This window comes from uncultured Paraglaciecola sp. (assembly GCF_937123705.1).
In the GTDB taxonomy this organism is placed as follows: domain Bacteria; phylum Pseudomonadota; class Gammaproteobacteria; order Enterobacterales; family Alteromonadaceae; genus Paraglaciecola.
The window spans coordinates 1-19191 of the sequence record NZ_CAKZKO010000177.1; the positions used below are offsets into that span (position 1 = coordinate 1).

Annotated in this window: 16 protein-coding genes; 12 read left to right on the top strand and 4 right to left on the bottom strand. The window is 41.9% G+C overall.

Features of this window, described 5'->3' with window-relative positions:
* Positions 1–110, bottom strand: a 110-nt coding sequence (rpsU, locus tag Q0688_RS22555) for a 30S ribosomal protein S21 (protein ID WP_299082740.1), incomplete at its 3' end; no start/stop codon positions are given.
* Between the two features lie 221 nt (positions 111–331).
* Here rpsU and tsaD point away from each other — a divergent pair.
* From tsaD to Q0688_RS22580, 5 genes are all read left to right on the top strand, one after another.
* A complete protein-coding gene (gene tsaD, locus Q0688_RS22560) occupies positions 332–1345 on the top strand; it encodes a tRNA (adenosine(37)-N6)-threonylcarbamoyltransferase complex transferase subunit TsaD (protein WP_299082684.1) in 1014 nt (337 codons plus the stop codon).
* Between the two features lie 88 nt (positions 1346–1433).
* On the top strand, positions 1434–1793 hold the full coding sequence (gene folB / locus Q0688_RS22565) for a dihydroneopterin aldolase (protein ID WP_299082686.1): 360 nt from the start codon (positions 1434–1436) through the stop codon (positions 1791–1793).
* On the top strand, positions 1790–2311 hold the full coding sequence (gene folK / locus Q0688_RS22570) for a 2-amino-4-hydroxy-6-hydroxymethyldihydropteridine diphosphokinase (protein WP_299082688.1): 522 nt from the start codon (positions 1790–1792) through the stop codon (positions 2309–2311). Before folB ends, folK begins: the two co-directional genes overlap by 4 nt.
* Positions 2308–3108: an undecaprenyl-diphosphate phosphatase gene (locus Q0688_RS22575; protein ID WP_299082690.1), complete on the top strand. Its 801-nt coding sequence runs from the start codon at positions 2308–2310 to the stop codon at positions 3106–3108. The genes folK and Q0688_RS22575 overlap by 4 nt, the downstream gene beginning before the upstream one ends.
* A gap of 13 nt (positions 3109–3121) precedes the next feature.
* Positions 3122–3487: a histidine triad nucleotide-binding protein gene (locus tag Q0688_RS22580; RefSeq protein WP_299082692.1), complete on the top strand. Its 366-nt coding sequence runs from the start codon at positions 3122–3124 to the stop codon at positions 3485–3487.
* A gap of 62 nt (positions 3488–3549) precedes the next feature.
* Here Q0688_RS22580 and Q0688_RS22585 read toward each other — a convergent pair whose 3' ends face one another.
* A complete protein-coding gene (locus tag Q0688_RS22585) occupies positions 3550–5112 on the bottom strand; it encodes a Zn-dependent hydrolase (RefSeq protein ID WP_299082742.1) in 1563 nt (520 codons plus the stop codon).
* Between the two features lie 390 nt (positions 5113–5502).
* Between Q0688_RS22585 and Q0688_RS22590 the strand changes: the two genes are divergently transcribed.
* Entirely contained in the window at positions 5503–6339 is an 837-nt protein-coding gene (locus tag Q0688_RS22590) for an HDOD domain-containing protein (protein WP_299082694.1), read from the top strand.
* A gap of 413 nt (positions 6340–6752) precedes the next feature.
* Here Q0688_RS22590 and rdgC read toward each other — a convergent pair whose 3' ends face one another.
* Positions 6753–7661, bottom strand: coding sequence for a recombination-associated protein RdgC (gene rdgC, locus Q0688_RS22595; RefSeq protein WP_299082696.1), 909 nt, complete (start codon positions 7659–7661; stop codon positions 6753–6755).
* A 200-nt stretch (positions 7662–7861) separates the two neighbouring features.
* Complete coding sequence (locus Q0688_RS22600) at positions 7862–9583, bottom strand: ATP-binding protein (RefSeq protein ID WP_299082744.1); 1722 nt, start codon at positions 9581–9583, stop codon at positions 7862–7864.
* A gap of 187 nt (positions 9584–9770) precedes the next feature.
* Here Q0688_RS22600 and phoB point away from each other — a divergent pair, with 187 nt between their 5' ends.
* The 6 genes from phoB (at position 9771) to Q0688_RS22630 (ending at position 19082) form a co-directional block, all read left to right on the top strand.
* On the top strand, positions 9771–10460 hold the full coding sequence (phoB, locus tag Q0688_RS22605; protein ID WP_299082698.1) for a phosphate regulon transcriptional regulator PhoB: 690 nt from the start codon (positions 9771–9773) through the stop codon (positions 10458–10460).
* A 72-nt stretch (positions 10461–10532) separates the two neighbouring features.
* Positions 10533–11861, top strand: coding sequence for a phosphate regulon sensor histidine kinase PhoR (gene phoR, locus Q0688_RS22610; protein WP_299082700.1), 1329 nt, complete (start codon positions 10533–10535; stop codon positions 11859–11861).
* Between the two features lie 102 nt (positions 11862–11963).
* A complete protein-coding gene (locus Q0688_RS22615) occupies positions 11964–13181 on the top strand; it encodes a serine hydrolase (protein ID WP_299082702.1) in 1218 nt (405 codons plus the stop codon).
* A 267-nt stretch (positions 13182–13448) separates the two neighbouring features.
* Positions 13449–15860: a zinc-dependent metalloprotease gene (locus tag Q0688_RS22620; RefSeq protein WP_299082704.1), complete on the top strand. Its 2412-nt coding sequence runs from the start codon at positions 13449–13451 to the stop codon at positions 15858–15860.
* A 54-nt stretch (positions 15861–15914) separates the two neighbouring features.
* A complete protein-coding gene (gene phrB, locus Q0688_RS22625) occupies positions 15915–17297 on the top strand; it encodes a deoxyribodipyrimidine photo-lyase (RefSeq protein WP_299082706.1) in 1383 nt (460 codons plus the stop codon).
* Between the two features lie 102 nt (positions 17298–17399).
* A complete protein-coding gene (locus Q0688_RS22630; protein WP_299082708.1) occupies positions 17400–19082 on the top strand; it encodes an alkaline phosphatase D family protein in 1683 nt (560 codons plus the stop codon).
* Positions 19083–19191 lie beyond the last annotated feature (109 nt).

The following is a 19191-nucleotide window of genomic DNA, read 5'->3' on the forward strand; positions in this document are numbered from 1 at the left end:
AATTCGCGACGACGAACTTCAGAAAGTACACCTGCTTTTTCACATGAACGTTTAAAACGACGCAATGCAACATCAAATGGTTCGTTCTCTCTTACTTTAACGATTGGCATTAAACTCTTACCTCAAAAATATAAAAACTATATCGTGCTAGCGCAATAAACAGCCAGCTCGGTTAAAAATGGTGCGGAATTCTAATCATATCCTCATGGGATGTAAAGTCTTGATAGGCCAAAAAACCGATTAATTCACACAAATATCATATTAAATTGGCGGTTTGGCTGCTTATGAGTAGAATGCCGGCAGTTTAAGACATTTTTGTTAGAATTTGAATATGCGTGTATTAGGTATAGAAACCTCTTGTGATGAAACCGGTGTAGCAATATATGATGAGCAACTAGGGTTGTTGTCTCATCAACTTTATAGCCAAGTGAAGTTACATGCCGATTATGGTGGTGTTGTGCCTGAACTGGCCTCTAGGGATCATGTGCGTAAGTTAGTGCCTTTGATTAAGCAAGCCATGGAGGACGCCAAATGTAGCGTTAACGATATTGATGGTATTGCTTTTACTAAAGGTCCTGGTTTAGTTGGGGCGTTATTAGTGGGTTCATCGGTGGCCCGCAGCTTGGCCTATGCTTGGAACAAACCCGCTGTGGGGGTGCATCATATGGAAGGGCATCTACTCGCGCCTATGTTAGATGAGCCAGCGCCTGAATTTCCCTTCGTGGCGCTGTTGGTATCTGGTGGTCACTCGATGATGGTAAGAGTTGATGGTATTGGACAATATCAGGTATTAGGTGAATCGGTAGATGATGCGGCAGGTGAAGCCTTCGACAAAACCGCCAAATTATTGGGACTCGACTACCCAGGAGGACCATTATTGGCAAAAATGGCGGAAAAAGGTGAAGCCGGACACTATAATTTTCCGCGACCTATGACCACCAAACCTGGCTTGGATTTTAGTTTCAGTGGTTTAAAAACCTTTGCTGCCAATACTATTCGGGCCTCTGATGGTTCAGAGCAAGCGTACGCCAATATTGCTTTTGCGTTTCAAGAAGCTGTGGTTGATACCTTAGCCATTAAATGCAAACGGGCATTGAAGGCCACTAAGCTCAAGCGTTTGGTGATTGCTGGCGGGGTGAGTGCTAACAAACAGTTACGTGCAGATTTAGAAACTATGATGAAAAACATCAAAGGCGAGGTGTTCTATCCGCGCTTAGAGTTTTGTACCGACAACGGAGCCATGATTGCTTACGCGGGTTTACAGCGCTTAAAGGCAGGTGAAATTGAAGGTTTATCCACTAAAGCTAAACCCCGTTGGTCGTTGGAATCTTTATTGAAAATTTAGATCACAAGGCTGTCATGTACTTGTATCAAACGAATGGGTTACAATTTACAGAAATAACCCGTCTAACAACATTTTTCGCGGATCTACAATGGATAAAATTTATATTGAAGGGCTTGAAGTCTATGCCTTGATCGGCGTATTTGACTGGGAAAGAGAGCACCAACAACGGCTCATTGTGGATGTAGAGCTAAGTGCCGATCTATCCACGGCGGCGCAAACTGATGATGTGAATGATACTCTTAATTATGCGTTAATCGCCCAAGCAATTAACGACTTTGCAGCTAATAGCCAATATAAATTACTTGAAGCATTGGTGAGTCACATGATTGATGGCTTGCTGCAATCCTTCCCTATGCTTAAAACCGTGTGTTTAAAGATGAGTAAGCCAGATATTTTGGCCAATGCTAAGAATGTCGCAGTAGCAATGACTAAGGAGCAAACCCTTTGAGTACTGAGGTTGAACAGTTGCATACCATCTTTATCAGTGTTGGTAGCAATGTAGATAAAGAGAAACACACTAAGGCTGGATTACAAGGCATGTATCAGGCATTTGGGGAGTTGCTGCTGTCGTCGGTATTTGAAAGTGAATCTGTGGGCTTTGATGGCAGTAACTTTTACAACTTAGTAGTAAAAGCGAATACAAGGTTATCCATTGCTGAAGTATGTAGTGCTCTAAAACAAATAGAACAACACAATAAACGTCAGCGAGGAGAACAAAAGTTTGCGCCGCGTACGCTGGATTTAGACTTACTGCTATACGATAACCAAATTACCAGCCACCCCATAACATTACCTCGTCCTGAAGTACTTTATAATGCTTTTGTGTTGCAGCCATTGGCTGAAATAGCCGCAGAGGATATTCATCCTGAAGTACAAGAAAGCTATGCAAACCTGTGGCAAGCGTACGATAAAACTCAACAAAAACTATGGGCAATTGAATTTGATTGGAGTCCCACTTCACCATGACCTTATTTGAAATTATCATCTTGGCGATCATTCAAGGTTTGACTGAGTTTTTGCCAATCTCAAGTTCAGCTCACTTAATTTTACCTTCAGAGGTGTTAGGGTGGAATGATCAAGGTTTAGCTTATGATGTGGCTGTGCATGTGGGCAGTTTATTAGCCGTGATGATTTACTTTCGTGAAGATATCTGGCGTTTAGCTAAGGCTTGGTTTAGTAGTGGCCTTAGTGCCAATCAAACTCAAGATAGTCGGTTAGCATGGTGGATTATTCTAGGTACACTTCCCGCCGTGATGTTCGGCTTTGCCTTGAAAGACATTATCGAAATTTACACCCGTTCAGCTTTGGTTATCGCTACTACCACTATTGGTTTTGGCTTGCTGCTTTGGTATGCCGATTCGCGAGCAAAACAGCATAAAACCATTCATCAGATTACGTGGAAAAACACGCTTTTTATCGGTTTAGCCCAAGCCGTAGCAATTATTCCTGGCACCTCACGTTCTGGTATTACCATGACCGCGGGTCTGATGATGGGTTTGGACAGAGAAAGTGCCGCGAGGTTTTCATTTTTATTGTCTATCCCTGTGATCTTAGGTGCTGGGTTACTTAAAACCTTAGACTTATTACAATCACCTAATGTTATTGATTGGTATGCTTTGTTATTTGGCGCTGCCTTTTCCTTTGTCAGTGCTTATGCCTGTATATATCTATTTTTAGCCTGGATCGCTAAAATTGGCATGTTGCCTTTTGTGATCTATAGATTGATCCTTGGTACGGCACTGCTATTGTTTGTATTTGTTTAAAAAGGAACACCTGATGAGCGACACAATCTTTACCAAAATAATCAACAAAGACATTCCTGCTGATATTCTCTATGAAGATGAATTGGCCTTAGCTTTTAGTGATATTAATCCCCAAGCCCCGGTCCACTTCTTGGTGATCCCCAAAAAGCCCATCGCCACCATTAACCATATTCAAGAAGACGACAAAGCCCTAGTGGGGCATTTATATTGGGTAGCGGCGCAATTAGCCGAGAAACATGGTTTTGCCAAAGACGGATACCGCGCCGTAATGAATTGCAATGAAAACGGTGGGCAAACTGTGTATCACATACATTTACACGTATTAGCAGGCAAAGCCATGGGTTGGCCGCCCTATCAAGAAACGCTTAAAGAGGCGTAGTCATAACAAACTTGAAGTATTGAGTCAGCGAGAAACTCAATACTTCAAATGCTTACTTTTGACTAAAGTCCTAGTACTTTCACTCCTTGGTTAAAGTCTACATCCACTGGAATATCTGCAGCGGTTAACTTGTCGAGATCTTCTTGTAATTGTGCCTTGATCACGCCTTTATCTGCTACTAACTCCGCCACACCAGTGTAATCGCCATCTCCTTGTAGGGTGAGGATTTTGTTGGATAACGCATCAATAGCCGCGCCCATTTTCTGCATATCCACTTGGTATAAGCCGTTTTCATTACGGCTAAAAGCGTCTTGCTCTTTAAAGAAATTAAAGCGGATCATATTGGCTTTGCCGTGGGCACTAGACGCCCCAAAACGTACCGAACGAAATATGCCCGCCATAAAGGTGACATAATAGTCTTCTAACATGCCTTGTGTAATGGCCCCTTTAGCGAGTAATTGTTGCACCATATACAAACCTAAAATATCGGCTTTGCCTTCTTCTAAGGCTGAGGCGTGTTCCTTTAAAGCTTGGCGAACGGTTTGCTCACTGTCTAATACTGTTTTTATACCAAGGCCGTGGGCCACTTCATGAAACATAGTGTTGGCAAAAAAAGCTGTAAAAGTGATGTGTTTACGTTGTTCTGGCACAATCAATTGCTGAGCAATGGGCACTAAAATGTTGTCGAACTTAGCTTGCATGGCATTTTTAAGTTGTAGTCTGCGCGTTCCTTTTTGCAACTGTACTTGTTCATCATTTGGCAAGTTAATGGCAATGGTTTTGCTGCCAGCGTTGGAATGTCCTGCGTAATAAATCACATCATAGGCGTTTAAGTCGGCGTCGGTGCCTGGCATTTGGGCTTTGTATTTATCTTCAACAGGTAGACCTTTTTGCAGTTCGGGTAAGAAGGATGCGTATTTGCTGAGACGTTCACTCCAAGATAAGTCTTTTAGTAATACATAAGACTCAAAAGCGGCGCGATAACCAAATAGCTGATCTTCGTATGTTTCAATAGGGCCATAAACTAATTCGATTGGATTGGTTTTCATATCCATCCAAGCGAAGTCAGATGCTTGATAGTCATCGGTTAACAACGCTGCGGCGCGTAATTTAAGGTAGTCTGAAAAACTCTGGTCTTCAGCTAAAGACGCTGCTTTGGTTAATAACTGTGCAGCTTGTTTTAATTCCTTTTCAAAAAAATTGGAGTAAGGAATAGCCGTTAGCTTGCCATCTTTATCTCTACGAACCATTGAATATAAGCCGTCTTTGTCGGCAAAGTCACTGGCTTCAAATTCTGCTTTGGTCATATCTGCGGGATAAAATTGAGCACCTAATGGCTTTTCATCGATACCCGATAAAAACGCTTGATCGCCATTTAGTCTATCCCAAGGTCCATAGTTGATATTGGCAAAATTTTGCACTGGGGACGCTTCTATTTGGGCTAGAAACGCGGTTTTATCTTCGCCAAAAGCTTGTTTCCAGAAGAGATCATCCATAATAACAGAGGCTTCAATTAACACCCCTAGCATTTGTTTTTGGTTAGCAGATAGATGGCTTGTATCTGCTGATAACGTAACGGGATAATAAATATCGAGTCTATTTTTATCGTCGCCGATAAATGACATAGTTGATTTGTTATCAGTGGATACCTCTACGACTTGTGGCTCTGCTGTAGCTTCAGGTGCGGGTTTACCGCAGGATGAAACCAGTGCCGAACACATGACTAATGTTATAGCAGAAAGTCCGAATTTAGAGAGAGTTTTCATTGCGTCACCTTTTTTATTGTTGTTTAGCGCTATTAATCTTTAACTATAGAAATATACCAAATTTTTTGCAGCTATTGGGCTTATCGTCACCAACTAATTTGAAAAAAATATGCTAGGATTTACACACTTTAAATTTGTCCTACTTGTGACTCAATTGTCGTTATCTAGCAGCAAGGCAGCGCGTTTAGACTGGCTTCTATGCTTACATTTTGGATAAAAATATTTCTTTTGATAGGACACAAATAAAACATGGCTGCAGAAAATGCACTTCTTACCATATTGGTTGATAAAATTAATAACGACACCTTGGTTCTACCTACTTTACCGGCAATTGCCTTAAAAGTTAGGCGCACCGCTGACGATCCTGATATTAATCTAAACGCTATGGCCGATGTGATTAGCCAAGATCCATCACTTAGCGCTCGTATGATCAAAATCTCAAATAGTGCCTATTTAGGCAGAGCCGTGAAAGTGACCTCTGCCCAACAAGCGGTTACCCGTATAGGCTTGCGGCAGATTAAAAATATTTCCACAGCTTTGGCTATGGAACAGCTCTTTGTCTCTAAAAATGAAATAGTAAAACGTTATATGGCGGATATTTGGGCCGATACCATTGACATTGTGGCCCATTCTTTAGCAGTGCTGCAAGTTCATAGTAAATATACCAAAAGCCGAGCCTTGAATCTTGAATCTATGATGCTTTGTGCATTGGTACATAATATAGGTGCATTACCAATATTGACGGAAGCAGAACGCAATGCCGATATGTTTGCTAATCCTACTTTTCTGGATGTGGCGATTGATAAAATGGCCGGTAAAGTGGGTGCCAGTATCATGACCGAATGGGGTTTTGATGCAGAATTTGTGGAAGTAGCCCAAAGCTGGAATGATTTATCTGTCACAACTGATGCCATCTCATATTTAGATTTGGTAAGGCTAGGTGCTGCACTTAGCGGGAAGTTTGATAGCCATAAAGAAGCGGTTATTGCTGGCGCAATTGAAAAAGGCATAGTGGAAGACTTGGCTGCGTTGCAAGGGGATGAATTTGATGCCCTTTGCGCCAGTGCAAAGCAAATCTTTTTGTAAATCGAAGCTTATTCATCACAGAGATCACAGAGTGCTTCGCTGCACAGAGAAAAAAATGGTTAAGATTTAAATAGCTTTCCTCTGTACCCTCAGTGGTTCAATATTCTTTTGTTTTTAAAAGCTATGGCGGTGTTGTCAAAGTAAAGCGATTCCCGATAAAAGCACTCGGGAATGACGGGGGGCTGGGTTGTAGTCAGGAATGACGGGGCCGGGTTGCACTTGGGAACGACAGAATGTGCCGTCATACTCGCGAAAGCGGGTATCCAGCGCCTTTGTCTTTTAGTTCGCAACTCGAAACACCCCTAAAAAAATCACTGGGTTCCCGATAACAGCATTCGAGAACGACAGAATGTGCCGTCATACTCGTGAAAGCGGGTATCCAGCGCCTTTATTTTTTAGCTCGCAACTCGTCTCTAATTCACCGTTTCATCGTTTAAGTTAAACATTTCTTTGAGACGTTTTGCGAAACGTACTACTTCTCCCGACATCAGCGCAAAATTTGCATCTAACCTTGCTAACATCTGGTCTTTAGGTATGTCGTCGTTTTGTTCTCTAATCACGTCAGTGAACTTTACGCGTTTGATGCTTAAATCTTCTTGAATAACGGCTGTAAGAGTTTCACTCCATTCTACAGCAATTTTTTGTACTGATTTGCCTGCTTCGATATGGTGAGTGATTTCTTCGCTAAATAAGTCCTGATTTTTACAACGAACAATCGCGCCGTCTTCTTCTAGGGCCTTTAACTCTGCCTCTTCAAGTATGCTGATATCTGTTGGAGCGGAATCATCTTTTAACCAAGAAGTTAAGTCTGCCTGCACAGACTGCCTTGCTAATGGGACAACAGGTAATGATCCTATCGCTTTGCGTACCATAGCCAAAAACGCTTCCGCTTTGCCATCTGCCGAGGCATCCACTACCACTAAATTATCTTGAGTAGAAACAAAGCCGTGGGTATAACTATTTTTGGTAAAGGCTTGAGGTAATAAACGATGAATAATTTCTTGTTTCATGTCTTGTTGGGCTTTCTTGCCCACAGGAGCGCCCGTTTCTGTTTCTATTACCGCCACTTTGTCAGCCAATTCAGCGTTTACTACTGTTGCTGGCAATATGCGTTCTTGTTTTTTAAGAGTTAACCAAACTCTACCAGCGGTAGCATGTATTAAAGCTTCACCTTGATTAAAGGGAGAAGCCCAGCCCATAGTGGCGAGCTCTTGGCTGCCGCAGGGGCGAAATTTGAACTCTGCCAGTTTGTCTTCAAAATCTTGTTCTTTCAAATCCATATCTTGGGTAATGGCATATAGTTTTAGGTTTTTAAACCACATAAAAATTGTCCGCTAATGGTTGAGTCTTGTTCATATTTAATATTAAAAACGGGCACCAATATAGTCAGTGTCGCCATAATATGAGAAAAATATACCAGCTCGGTGCGCTGAGTTGCGCTATTAAAAAATGGTCGTAGAGACTATCAGGAAATCGGCTTGTCTACTATGTTCATAAAGATAAAATTGTGCGGTTCACGAAGTTAAACAGGGATCGTAATTTTGTATTGCAGGCCTTTACCGAGTTGACTCGTCGCTTCTATTTCACCGCCTAAGGTTTGAGTCACTAGGTTATACATAATGTGCGTACCTAGACCACTACCACCTTTACCTCTACGGGTTGTATAAAATGCATCAAAGTGCCGTAAAAGTGAACCTTGATCAAGTCCTCGCCCATTATCAGAATATTCAATGATTAGGCTGTCTTCATGCTTTGAAATGTTAACATTAATGGCTCCTTTGGGCTTTTTCTCGAAGCCATGAACCAAAGAATTCATTACCATGTTGGTTAATATTTGAGCTAAAACGCCTGGGGCACATTTTATTTCCAGGTCGTCTGGACAATGAATATCAATAGTATGCTGTGTTTGTTTGAAATTAGGCGCTAAAGACTGAATAACTTCAGATAAATACTCGCTAACATTGATCTCACGCTCTGCTTCACTGGCTTGGTCAACCGCGACTTGTTTAAAGCTTGATATAAGTTCTGAAGCACGGTTTAAATTGTTCGTAAGCAAAGTGATAGTTTGTTGAGCATCAGACAAAAACGCTGTCATGGTGCTACCAGTTAAATTTTTATCATCATAAGCACTTTGAAGCTTTTGAACTCTGTCGTGTAAAAAACTGGTTGCGGTAACACTGACACCTAAAGGCGTATTAACATCGTGTGCAATCCCCGCAACTAAGCCCCCAAGTGACGCCATTCTTTCGGACTCAACCAGTTGGTCTCGTGCCATTTGAATAGTTTCCATTGAGTTCGCTAATTCAGAGTTTCGTTTACGGAGTTCATCTTCAATAAATTGGCGGTTTTCGTTTTCTTGACGTAGCTCACGCTGATTAACTAGTAGTGCATCTTTTTGCTGTTCTAAATCCAGCATGATCCTACTTAATGTTGCCGTTTTCTTTGCCACTTCTTCTTCTAAAGATATATTTTGATCGTCTAATTTTAAATTGGCTTCTCGGAGCTCGTTTTGGGTGCCAGCGAGCTTAGACTGATATTCGATCATTTCATCAATTAGTTGATTGTAGGACGTTTCTAGAACTTTAAGCTCGTTGTCTTCGGTGATACTCAGATCAAGTTTTGAAGACTCAGGATCGTCTAAGTTGAATTCGGATATTTGTTGCGTGAGTTCATTTAGGGGCGTTGTGAGCATAGTGCGAAATGCACTCATAAAAAGAAAGACTAAGAAAGCTGTCTTGACTATTGCATTGCCCACTAAGAAAAGAATGCCGACTTCAATTCTGCCAAAAATTATGGCAGCACTTGAATACAAAGTGACGTCACCTACTAAAGATGTTCTACCAGAAAATTCGAAAATTAATGGAAAGCTGTAGCCAAAGGTACCGCCAGAGTGATCTCTAACCACTCCTTTTGTGATTGACTCGCCTACCAGCTGTGAGGTGCGACCTAAATCGGCAATATACAGACTGTTTTCATCGCGAATTTGTACCCCTTCTACTATGGGGAGTTCCATTAAACCTACTGCGATAGATTTTGCTTGAGGAGTATTAAGCTCCCAGATGGCCCGTGTTAAACTGGTGCTAAAGGTATTTTTTAGGGTTTTTAGTTCATCTTCTATATGACTTTTGGCATTTAAGTATTCGGTAAAAATTTGCCCCGAAGTTACAATCAACGTCAGTACAAAATAAACCGACAGCACTCTGGCTAAAAGTTTTTTGGATAATCCTTGTTTGACATTGGACAGCAAAATTAAATTTCCTTGATCTTTAACAACTTTGACAGAATATGCTCAATAAAAAAAATAAACAAGATATGAAGCACCTGAGTGACTATTTACTTAGGATAAATACCCACAAAAATAGTCATCGTAATAAAAATGTCACACAATATCGGAATAATCTACCCAGTTGTGGATGTAGCAAGGAACAAAAATGGCAAAACGAATTTTACTGGTGGAAGACGAAGCACCAATCCGTGATATGTTAAAGTTTGTATTGGAACAATCGGGGTACGAAACCCTTGAGGCTGAAGACTTTCAAATTGCGTTAGAAAAAATAGTAGAACCTTTTCCAGATTTAATACTATTAGATTGGATGTTGCCTGGAGGCACAGGTGTTCAGTTAGCAAAAAAACTCAAGCAGCATGAATATGCCCGAGACATTCCAATTATAATGCTAACCGCCAGAGGAGAAGAAGAAGACAAAATTAGAGGGCTAGAAGCAGGAGCTGATGATTATGTCACTAAGCCTTTTTCTCCTAAAGAATTAGTGGCTAGAGTGAAAGCCGTTATCAGGCGTGTTACGCCGACTTCAAGTGAAGATGCAATTGAATATCAAGGCTTAAGATTAGATCCTTTGTCTCATCGAGTAACATCGAATGATACACCTATAGATATGGGACCGACAGAATTTAAATTGCTGCACTTTTTTATGACTCATGCCGAGAGGGTTTATAGCCGCGAGCAGTTATTGGACAACGTGTGGGGAACCAATGTGTATGTCGAAGACCGAACGGTTGATGTGCATATCCGGCGACTACGTAAAGCTTTGTCAGAGTTTTCACACGATAGTATGGTGCAAACCGTACGTGGTGCGGGATATCGTTTTTCCAGTAAAGTCTAAATACCAATTTTTCGAACTAATGTGTTGCTTACATTTTTTCATTACCAGCCCAGAACAGGATTAAAGCTCTAGATGCATCACCCTTACGCGTGGTTAAGAAGTATAGCAATCGCCAGTATATTCTTACTATGCTGCGTTGTGCTTGGCCTTTATATTCAGAGCGTCACGTTAACTCTTTTGGGTGGCGTTACAGTATTGCTTGCTTTGCATTATTGGCGACTCTATCGGCTTAATAATTGGTTATGGCATAGTAAGAAAATGTCACCTCCAAAGTCTCGTGGAATTTGGTCGCAGATATACCAAGGAATATATGGTGTTAATGTAAAAAATCGAGATAAACGCAAAAATTTGGGAGAGGTCATTCGTTTCTACCGGCAGGGATCAGAAGCTCTTCCCGATGCAGCCCTTATTGTTGATAGTGCCGCTGACATAGTTTGGTGTAACCGATTAGCAAGAATTGAATTGGGTATACGTTGGCCAGATGACAAGGGAAAGAAAATATATGATTGTATTGATGATGTGCGATTTGTAGAGTTCTTTCATAGCAATCGTTTTGATCAACCTATAGAAATAATCTCGCCTGTTAATCTTAATAAGGTATTTGAATTTAGAATTGTCCCCTTTGAAGACGATCAATTGATGATTTTGGTTCGTGATGTTACTCGCCTCAGTCAAATTGAGAAAATGCGCAAAGATTTTGTTGCAAACGTCTCACATGAATTACGTACACCTTTGACGGTAATTAATGGTTACCTAGAAATGTTGCCAGAACAAGGTGATTTACCTGCACCTGTTATGAACAAGGCCATTACAGAGATGCGTACTCAATCAAGTCGGATGCAAAGCTTAATTGAAGAGTTGCTGGTACTGTCGCGTATTGAAGCGAGTACCGAACGAGTATTTGAAAAACTAGTCAATGTGCCACAGCTATTGTGGCAAATTCACCGAGAAGCAGAAGCCCTTAATCGAGATCGGCAACACAAGATATTTTTCGATATTTCACCGGTTTTACATCTGTATGGTATTGAATCCGAATTACGAAGTGCTTTCTCCAATATTATTTTTAATGCCATTCATTACACGCCAAATAACGGGGTTATTGAAGTTAATTGGTCGATGCAAGGTGAACAGGCTAAGTTTTGTGTACGAGATAACGGAGATGGCATAGCAGCTGAACATGTTGAGCGTCTTACAGAGCGTTTTTATCGGGTAGATAAGGCGCGTTCTCGTACAACAGGTGGTTCGGGTCTTGGTCTGTCTATTGTTAAGCACGTTTTGTCGCACCATAACTCTCATTTAGAGATTGTTAGTGACGTAGGTAAGGGGGCTGAGTTTTCTTGCCAGTTTTCCTCTGAATTAACTTTATTGGTTGATCAAAATGCTAAGAACCAAACTAGGTAAGTAATTGATAGGATGAATTGGTATTATACATTGGCTATAGAGTGGTTTTTTAAAATCGCTTAATTTAAAGTGGAGGGATAAATTTATAAAAATAGAACTTGTATGAAAAAATTAATGTTGGGCATTCTAGTTGTTGCAGTGGTCCTGCTGGCTTTATATCAAAAAAATATTGTGCGTTTATACACTGCGGTCACTTTATACGATCAAGATAAAATCGCGACTAACTTTCTCACCATGTATCAATCGTTCAATGCGACCACAATTCCTGCCAGCACTGAGCCATTTCACTTTGCTGTGAGCTCAAAATCCTTACCAGAATCATTTGATTATGCCGCCAGCACTCTTAAGACACAAAGCTTCATCGAAGATAGCCAAACAACAGGTATATTGGTGTTGAAAAATGGAGAAATTGTGTATGAAGATTATCGACTAGGTCATCAAGCAAACAAGCAACATATTTCATTTTCGGTGGCGAAGTCTTTTGTATCTGCGTTAATGGGGATTGCTATTGCAGAAGGCCATGTGACCAGCATCGAACAGCCCGTAACAGAGTATGTTCCCGAGCTTAAAGGCAGTGGTTACCAAGGTGTGCGCATAAAAGATGTATTGCAAATGTCTTCGGGTGTGGCTTTCAATGAGGACTATGGCGACTTTAACTCCGACATTAATCGCTTCTCAAGGGCGACGGCATTTGGCACCTCATTAGACGATTTCTCTGCGTCATTGGAACGAGAAAGAGAGCCAGGTACCTACCATCACTACGTGAGTATCGATACCCAAGTGTTAGGTATGGTGCTAACTCGTGCAACAGGTAAAAGTTTAACTCAATACCTTAGTGAAAAACTCTGGCAACCGCTGGGTATGGAGCATCAAGCGTTTTGGTTAGCAGATGATAACGATATGGAATTGGCCTTAGGTGGGCTGAATGTGTCATTACGAGATTACGCCAAACTGGGTTGGTTGTTTCTAAATCAAGGGGCGTGGACTAATCAAGAAGGTGTGACGCAACAAATAGTGCCCAAACAGTGGGTGATTGATTCAACCACTGCCGACTCGCCTCATCTAGTAGCAGGAGAAAACAACCCTGCCTCGTCATCACCTTTTGGTTATGGTTATCAGTGGTGGTTACCACTCGATGCCGAAGACGAATTTGCCGCTCAGGGAATTTATCACCAATATATTTATATCGATCCGGATCAACAATTAGTGATTGTTAAAAACTCCGCCAACTATCGTTACAATGATAAAAGCTTAAACTGGAGTGCCAAGCACTATGCTATGTTTCGCGGAATCAGTGAGCATTTTTCTGAGGACCTGTAATACGCAAAAGAATAAAAGATATTGAACCACAGAGGAAAAAGAGGGCACAGAGCAAAAGAATAATATGGGCTAAAAGAGAGTCAGTATTTTTAGTTATTTAATGTCTTTTCTCTGTGCAGCGAAGCTTCTGCGCAGTTTGGTGGTTAAAAATTTTTTGCTCTTCAAACTTTACACTAGCATCTAGCAATATTTCTCTGTGCCCTTCTTTTTAGGATCCATTCTGGGTAATCTAGCTTCATACTCATTTTTATTAAGGACATAGCGTTTATGCGATTATTTTTATTTTGTATCTTGCTTCTCCCCATATTGTCTTTTGCGACTGACTCAAACAAACACGTCAGTGTTGCGGATTTCACTAAAAACATGTTGCAGCAATCTGGTTTTTATGATTTTTACTATCAAATTCAACAAGATAAAGTGTTTCTTAAAATTGATAAATTTGATCAACCTTTTTTATTTCAAAGCAGCATGCCCCAAGGTATTGGTTCGAATGACATAGGCTTAGATCGTGGGCAATTGGGCGACACGCGATTAGTGCAATTCGAACGTTTTGGAAACAAGGTATTACTTAAACAGCTCAATACGAAATATCGTGCTAGTTCAGCTAATCTTGCCGAGCAAGCCAGCATAGACGAGGCCTTCGCAGATTCGGTGATTGCCGGCTTTAAAGTGGTGGCGGTTGCAGGCGAAACTGTGGTTATTGATTACACTGATTTTTTGTTGTCTGATATTCATCAAATTTCAAGGCGTTTATCGGCTGCAAAACAGGGTAATTATTCGGCCGATCCTAAGCGTAGTGGGGTATTTTTAAAGCAGAGTAAAGCCTTTCCTAACAATACAGAATTAGAAGCTTTAGTGACTTTTGGCGGCACCAAGCCCGGCCAGTATGTGAGTCAAGTGACGCCAGATCCTATTAGCATTTCGGTACACTTACATCATTCGTTGGTGAAGTTGCCAGATGCTGAATATCAACCTAGAAAGTTTGTGCCTTTTTCTGGATTTTGGTCGGTGGGCTATCAAGATTATTCTGTGGCCATAGAAGACAGTATGAATAAGCAGTTTATTCCTCGTCATCGTCTCAACAAAAAACAGCCTAACGCCAAGATAAGTGAAGCGGTTGAACCTATTGTTTATTATCTTGATCCGGGTATTCCAGAGCCAGTGATGAGTGCTCTAAAAGACGGGGCTTTATGGTGGGATCAAGCCTTTAGTGCCATTGGTTACAAAAACGCCTTTCAAGTGAAAGTATTACCTAAAAATGCCGACCCTATGGATGTGCGCTATAACGTGATCCAATGGGTACATAGAGCAACCCGAGGTTGGTCTTATGGATCGTCGGTTATCGACCCTCGTAGCGGCGAGATCATCAAAGGCCATGTCACACTAGGCTCGTTGCGGGTTAAACAAGATTATCTCATAGCGTTGGGGTTAACTAGCCCTTTTAGTGCCGATGGCAGCGCGGATGACAAAGTGGATACGTTAAAACAACAGCAGATGGCGCTGGCGCGAATTCGCCAGTTATCGGCTCACGAAGTAGGGCACACCTTAGGCATTGCCCATAATTTTGCCGCCAGCGAATATGGCCGAGAATCAGTGATGGATTATCCCCATCCTCTAGTCGAAATTAAAAACGGCGAAATTAGCTTAGACAACGCCTACGACTCAGGCATGGGCGAATGGGATAAGTACGTCATTGCTTACGGTTATCAAGATTACGCCAAGGCTCACGAAGAGCAACAAGCGCTGACACACCTAGTGGCACAAGCAAGAGCAAAAGGTTTTAGCTATCAATCCGATCCCGATGCCCGTCAAGCCCATGCTGCTAATGTACAAGGCCATCTGTGGGACAACGGTCAAGATCCCGTCAGCGAATTCAAACGTATTAGCGATGTGCGTAAACTTGCCATGACTCACTTTGGTCTTAAAACTATAAAAACAGGGGCCACTTTATCCTCATTAGAAGAAATGTTTGCGCCCATATATTTGTTACATCGTTATCAACTTGATGCCGTAGCTAAAGTGATTGGCGGGGTCACGTACGAATATGAGTCCAAAGGTGATTATCCTAAGGCTAAGGGTGTTAATGTGGTCAAGGCAAAACGCCAGAAACAAGCCTTGGCGGCCTTGTTAGGTACCTTAGATGGCGATTTTTTGAATATACCTAGCTCGTTAACGCAACTTATTACACCAAAAGCCTACGGTGAAGCTCGGAATCGAGAAAGTTTTAAGGGGCGTACCGGCCATACGTTTGATCCTATCAGCGCCGCTGAAGCCGCCGCTGGATATAGTCTTAAATTATTATTAAAAGCACAGCGACTCAACCGTGTTGCCCAACAAAAAGAGCAGCTTAAAGGCGCACCCGATATCACTTATTTACTGACCCATTTGTTCAAACAAACCATAAAAGATGGTATCGACGCCGCCCATCCACAAATCAGTAGAAGGGTTAATTATCTGGTGCTGGATCAAGTGGTAAAAGCCATGGAGCAAACTGAATTAGCCCCAGAGGTGCGCGGTGCCATCGAGATCCAATTACTTGAATTACACAAATGGCTAAAAAATAAAAAACGCAATCCAGATAACAGCATCATGGCACGCCAGTTAGAGCAATATTGGCGTATGGGTAAGTGGCAGTCACACTTTACCCTAAAAGCAATGCCGCCTGGCTCGCCTATTTAGTGGGATTTATAGAATATGATCCATTTAAACTTTTATATGTAATGGAGTGACACCTTGTTACTTTGGTTTAGAAATGATTTAAGAACGCACGATAACCCAGCACTGCAGTACGTGTTAGAGCGGCTAGTTGGTTCAGACTCCGGCAGGGCCATTTTTTTTATTTCAGAAAAGCAATGGCGGCAACATGATTGGTCTGAGATTAAAATCGATTTCATCATCAAGCATGCTAAAAAATTAGCGACTGAGTTAGCATCGTTAGGGATAACCCTTGAGCTTGTTAAGGTCGATTATTTTTCAGATCAGCTGGCCTATCTAGATGAGTATTGTGAACGCCTGCACATTAAGGAAGTTGTTGCCAACAGTGAGCTTGAGTACAACGAGCAACAAAGGGACAAAGAACTCGCTAAAAAAGGCATTAAATTAACCTTGTTCGAAGCTGATGTCATTGTACCAAAGGGAGAAGTGCTTAATCAGTCGGGCTCGATGTTTCGCGTGTTTACCCCATTTAAACGGGCTTGGCTAAAATATGTCAACCAGTTTGGTTTTAAATATATTAGTAAGGAAAACCTGCCCGAATTCAGTGCTTTAGAGACCAACAAAAAGCATGCTCTAAACCAAGGACTATCCAAAGCATGGCTGTTTGCTGATGACTTTGAGCGCGACCAGTTACCTCTCTTTTTACGGAGTAAATTACCCGATTATAGTAACAACAGAGATTTTCCTGGGATGGCTGGTACATCAGAAATATCACCCTATTTGGCAGCGGGGTTAATTAGCCCAAGATACGTACTTATGCAGCTAATCAATCATTATCCCGATCTGCTGATGGCCACAGATAGCAACAACTTTGCATGGCTAAACGAGATAATATGGCGAGAATTTTATCGCCACTTAATGTTTCATTACCCAAAACTGTGTAAACATCAGTGTTTTAACTCTAAATACCAACAGCTGCATTGGCATAATGATCAACAAAAATTTGCTGCTTGGCAACAGGCTAAAACCGGATACCCGTTAGTTGATGCTGCCATGCGACAACTCTCACAAACAGGATGGATGCATAACCGTTTGCGAATGGTTGTGGCGAGTTTTCTGACCAAACATATACTTATAGATTGGCGATGGGGTGAAAAGTATTTTATGTCACAGCTTATCGATGGAGATTTAGCCGCCAATAATGGCGGTTGGCAATGGGCTGCCAGCACAGGTTGCGACGCTCAGCCCTACTTTAGAATTTTTAACCCTATTCGACAAAGTGAGCGCTTTGATGCAACTGGCGATTTCATACGAACATATCTTCCAGAGCTAGCCGAGGTACCCGACAAACACATACATTTCCCTCACCAGTATATCGCCAATAACAACCTAAATATATATTGGCCAGCAATAGTTGAGCACAAACAAGCAAGGTTACAAGCTATCGCATTTTACAAATAAGGATAACCGCACCTAGTTTTAGGCATTTTATTGTTGTTATTTAATTGTCATCAAAGTCCGTTAGTATAAATAACGAAACTTAACCACTATAGAAGGTATTTTGTGTCTACATTTACGCGTCGTGATTTTTTACGTATAGCGGCTACAACCTCGGGTAGCCTTGTCGTTTCTACTCAGTTAACGGGGTGCGCTAGTTTTTCTAAGCCCGCTTTAAGTTCTGCTACTTTTACTCATGGTGTAGCCAGTGGTGATCCACTGGCTAGCAGTGTGATTTTGTGGTCTAGGGCGCTGCCAGTCAGCCCACAAAGTCAGGTAACAGTGGCGTATGAGGTATCGCTTGATAATGAGTTTAAGCAAGTCATTCGCTCCGGATCACTCACTACTGATGCCAGCAAAGATTTTACCCTTAAGTTAGATGTAACAGGGTTAGCCCCAGCCACGTCTTATTATTACCGTTTTATTAGCGCAGAGAATCAAAGTGTAGTGGGGCACACAAAAACCTTACCTGTTGGTGAAGTGTCACAGCTAAAATTCGCGGTGTTTTCTTGTTCTAATTATCCCGCCGGATATTTTAATGCTTATATGGATGCATCAAAACGCAGTGATATTGATGTGGTGTTACATTTGGGAGATTACATTTACGAATACCCAATGGGCGGTTACGCCACAAGTAAGGCTAAAAAAATCGGGCGTGAATTAGCCCCAGACAATCAAACCGAAATCCTCAATTTAGCCGACTATAGAAAACGCTATGCCACCTATCGCACCGATAAGGGCTTATTGGCATTACATGCCGCCCAACCATTTATTGTGGTGTGGGACGATCATGAAGTGTGCAACGATACTTGGCGAGAAGGGGCGCAAAACCACACGCCAGATGAAGGTGATTTTTTCAAGCGCAGGGCCGCCGCGGTGCAAGCCTACTATGAGTGGTTACCTATTCGACCACCTATGGGCGACGGGCACCCACAAATTTATCGTAGCTTTGATTTTGGGGATTTATTAAGCCTACATATGTTAGATACACGCGTGATTGCCCGTGATAAGCAACTCGAATATAAAGCCTATCAAAGCGCTGATGGTTTTAATGGTGCGCAGTTTAAAAAAGATATTTCAGCCCCAGATAGGGCGTTAATTGGGCAACAACAATTTAATTGGTTGGCCAAGAGCATCGAGCAATCAAACGCTAAATGGCAGTTGTTAGGGCAGCAAGTATTAATGACTAAAATGCATTTTCCTGCTGAAATATTCGCGTCCAGTGACCGCACTAAGTTTGCACCTGTTATTGCTGAGCTTGCACAAATTAAGAGAGCGTTATTACAAGGCAAAGTGTTAACCGAGCAGCAATTGGCTAGAGTCCAAACTGTGATGCCCTACAATTTGGATGCGTGGGACGGTTACCCAATGGAAAGGGAAAAACTCTACGCAGTCGTCAATAAGCTTAATAAAAAACTACTAGTGGTGGCCGGTGATACCCACAATGCCTGGCAAGGCCAACTTAAGGATCATCAAGGTAAATCTGTGGGCGTTGAGTTTGCTACGCCAGGTGTCAGCTCCCCCGGCATGGAAAAATACCTCAAACTCAACACACAACAAGCTGATGAGCTTTCCAAGGCACTATCTTTGCTTATCGACGATCTACAATACTGTAATTTACATCAAAGGGGCTACTTAACCCTAACCGTTAACCCTGACAAGGTACAAGCCAATTGGTATTTTGTGGATACTATTCTTAAGGAAGATTTTGCTATTGCCAATACACATCAAGCTGAATTTAACCGATAAGGGTGATGGGGCTAGGGCGACCTCGCCCCTGCGGGGACCCAGTGACTTTATCTTTTAGCTCGCAGCTCGAAACTCGAAGCTAGCAACTCTCGTAAAAAAGTCACTGGGT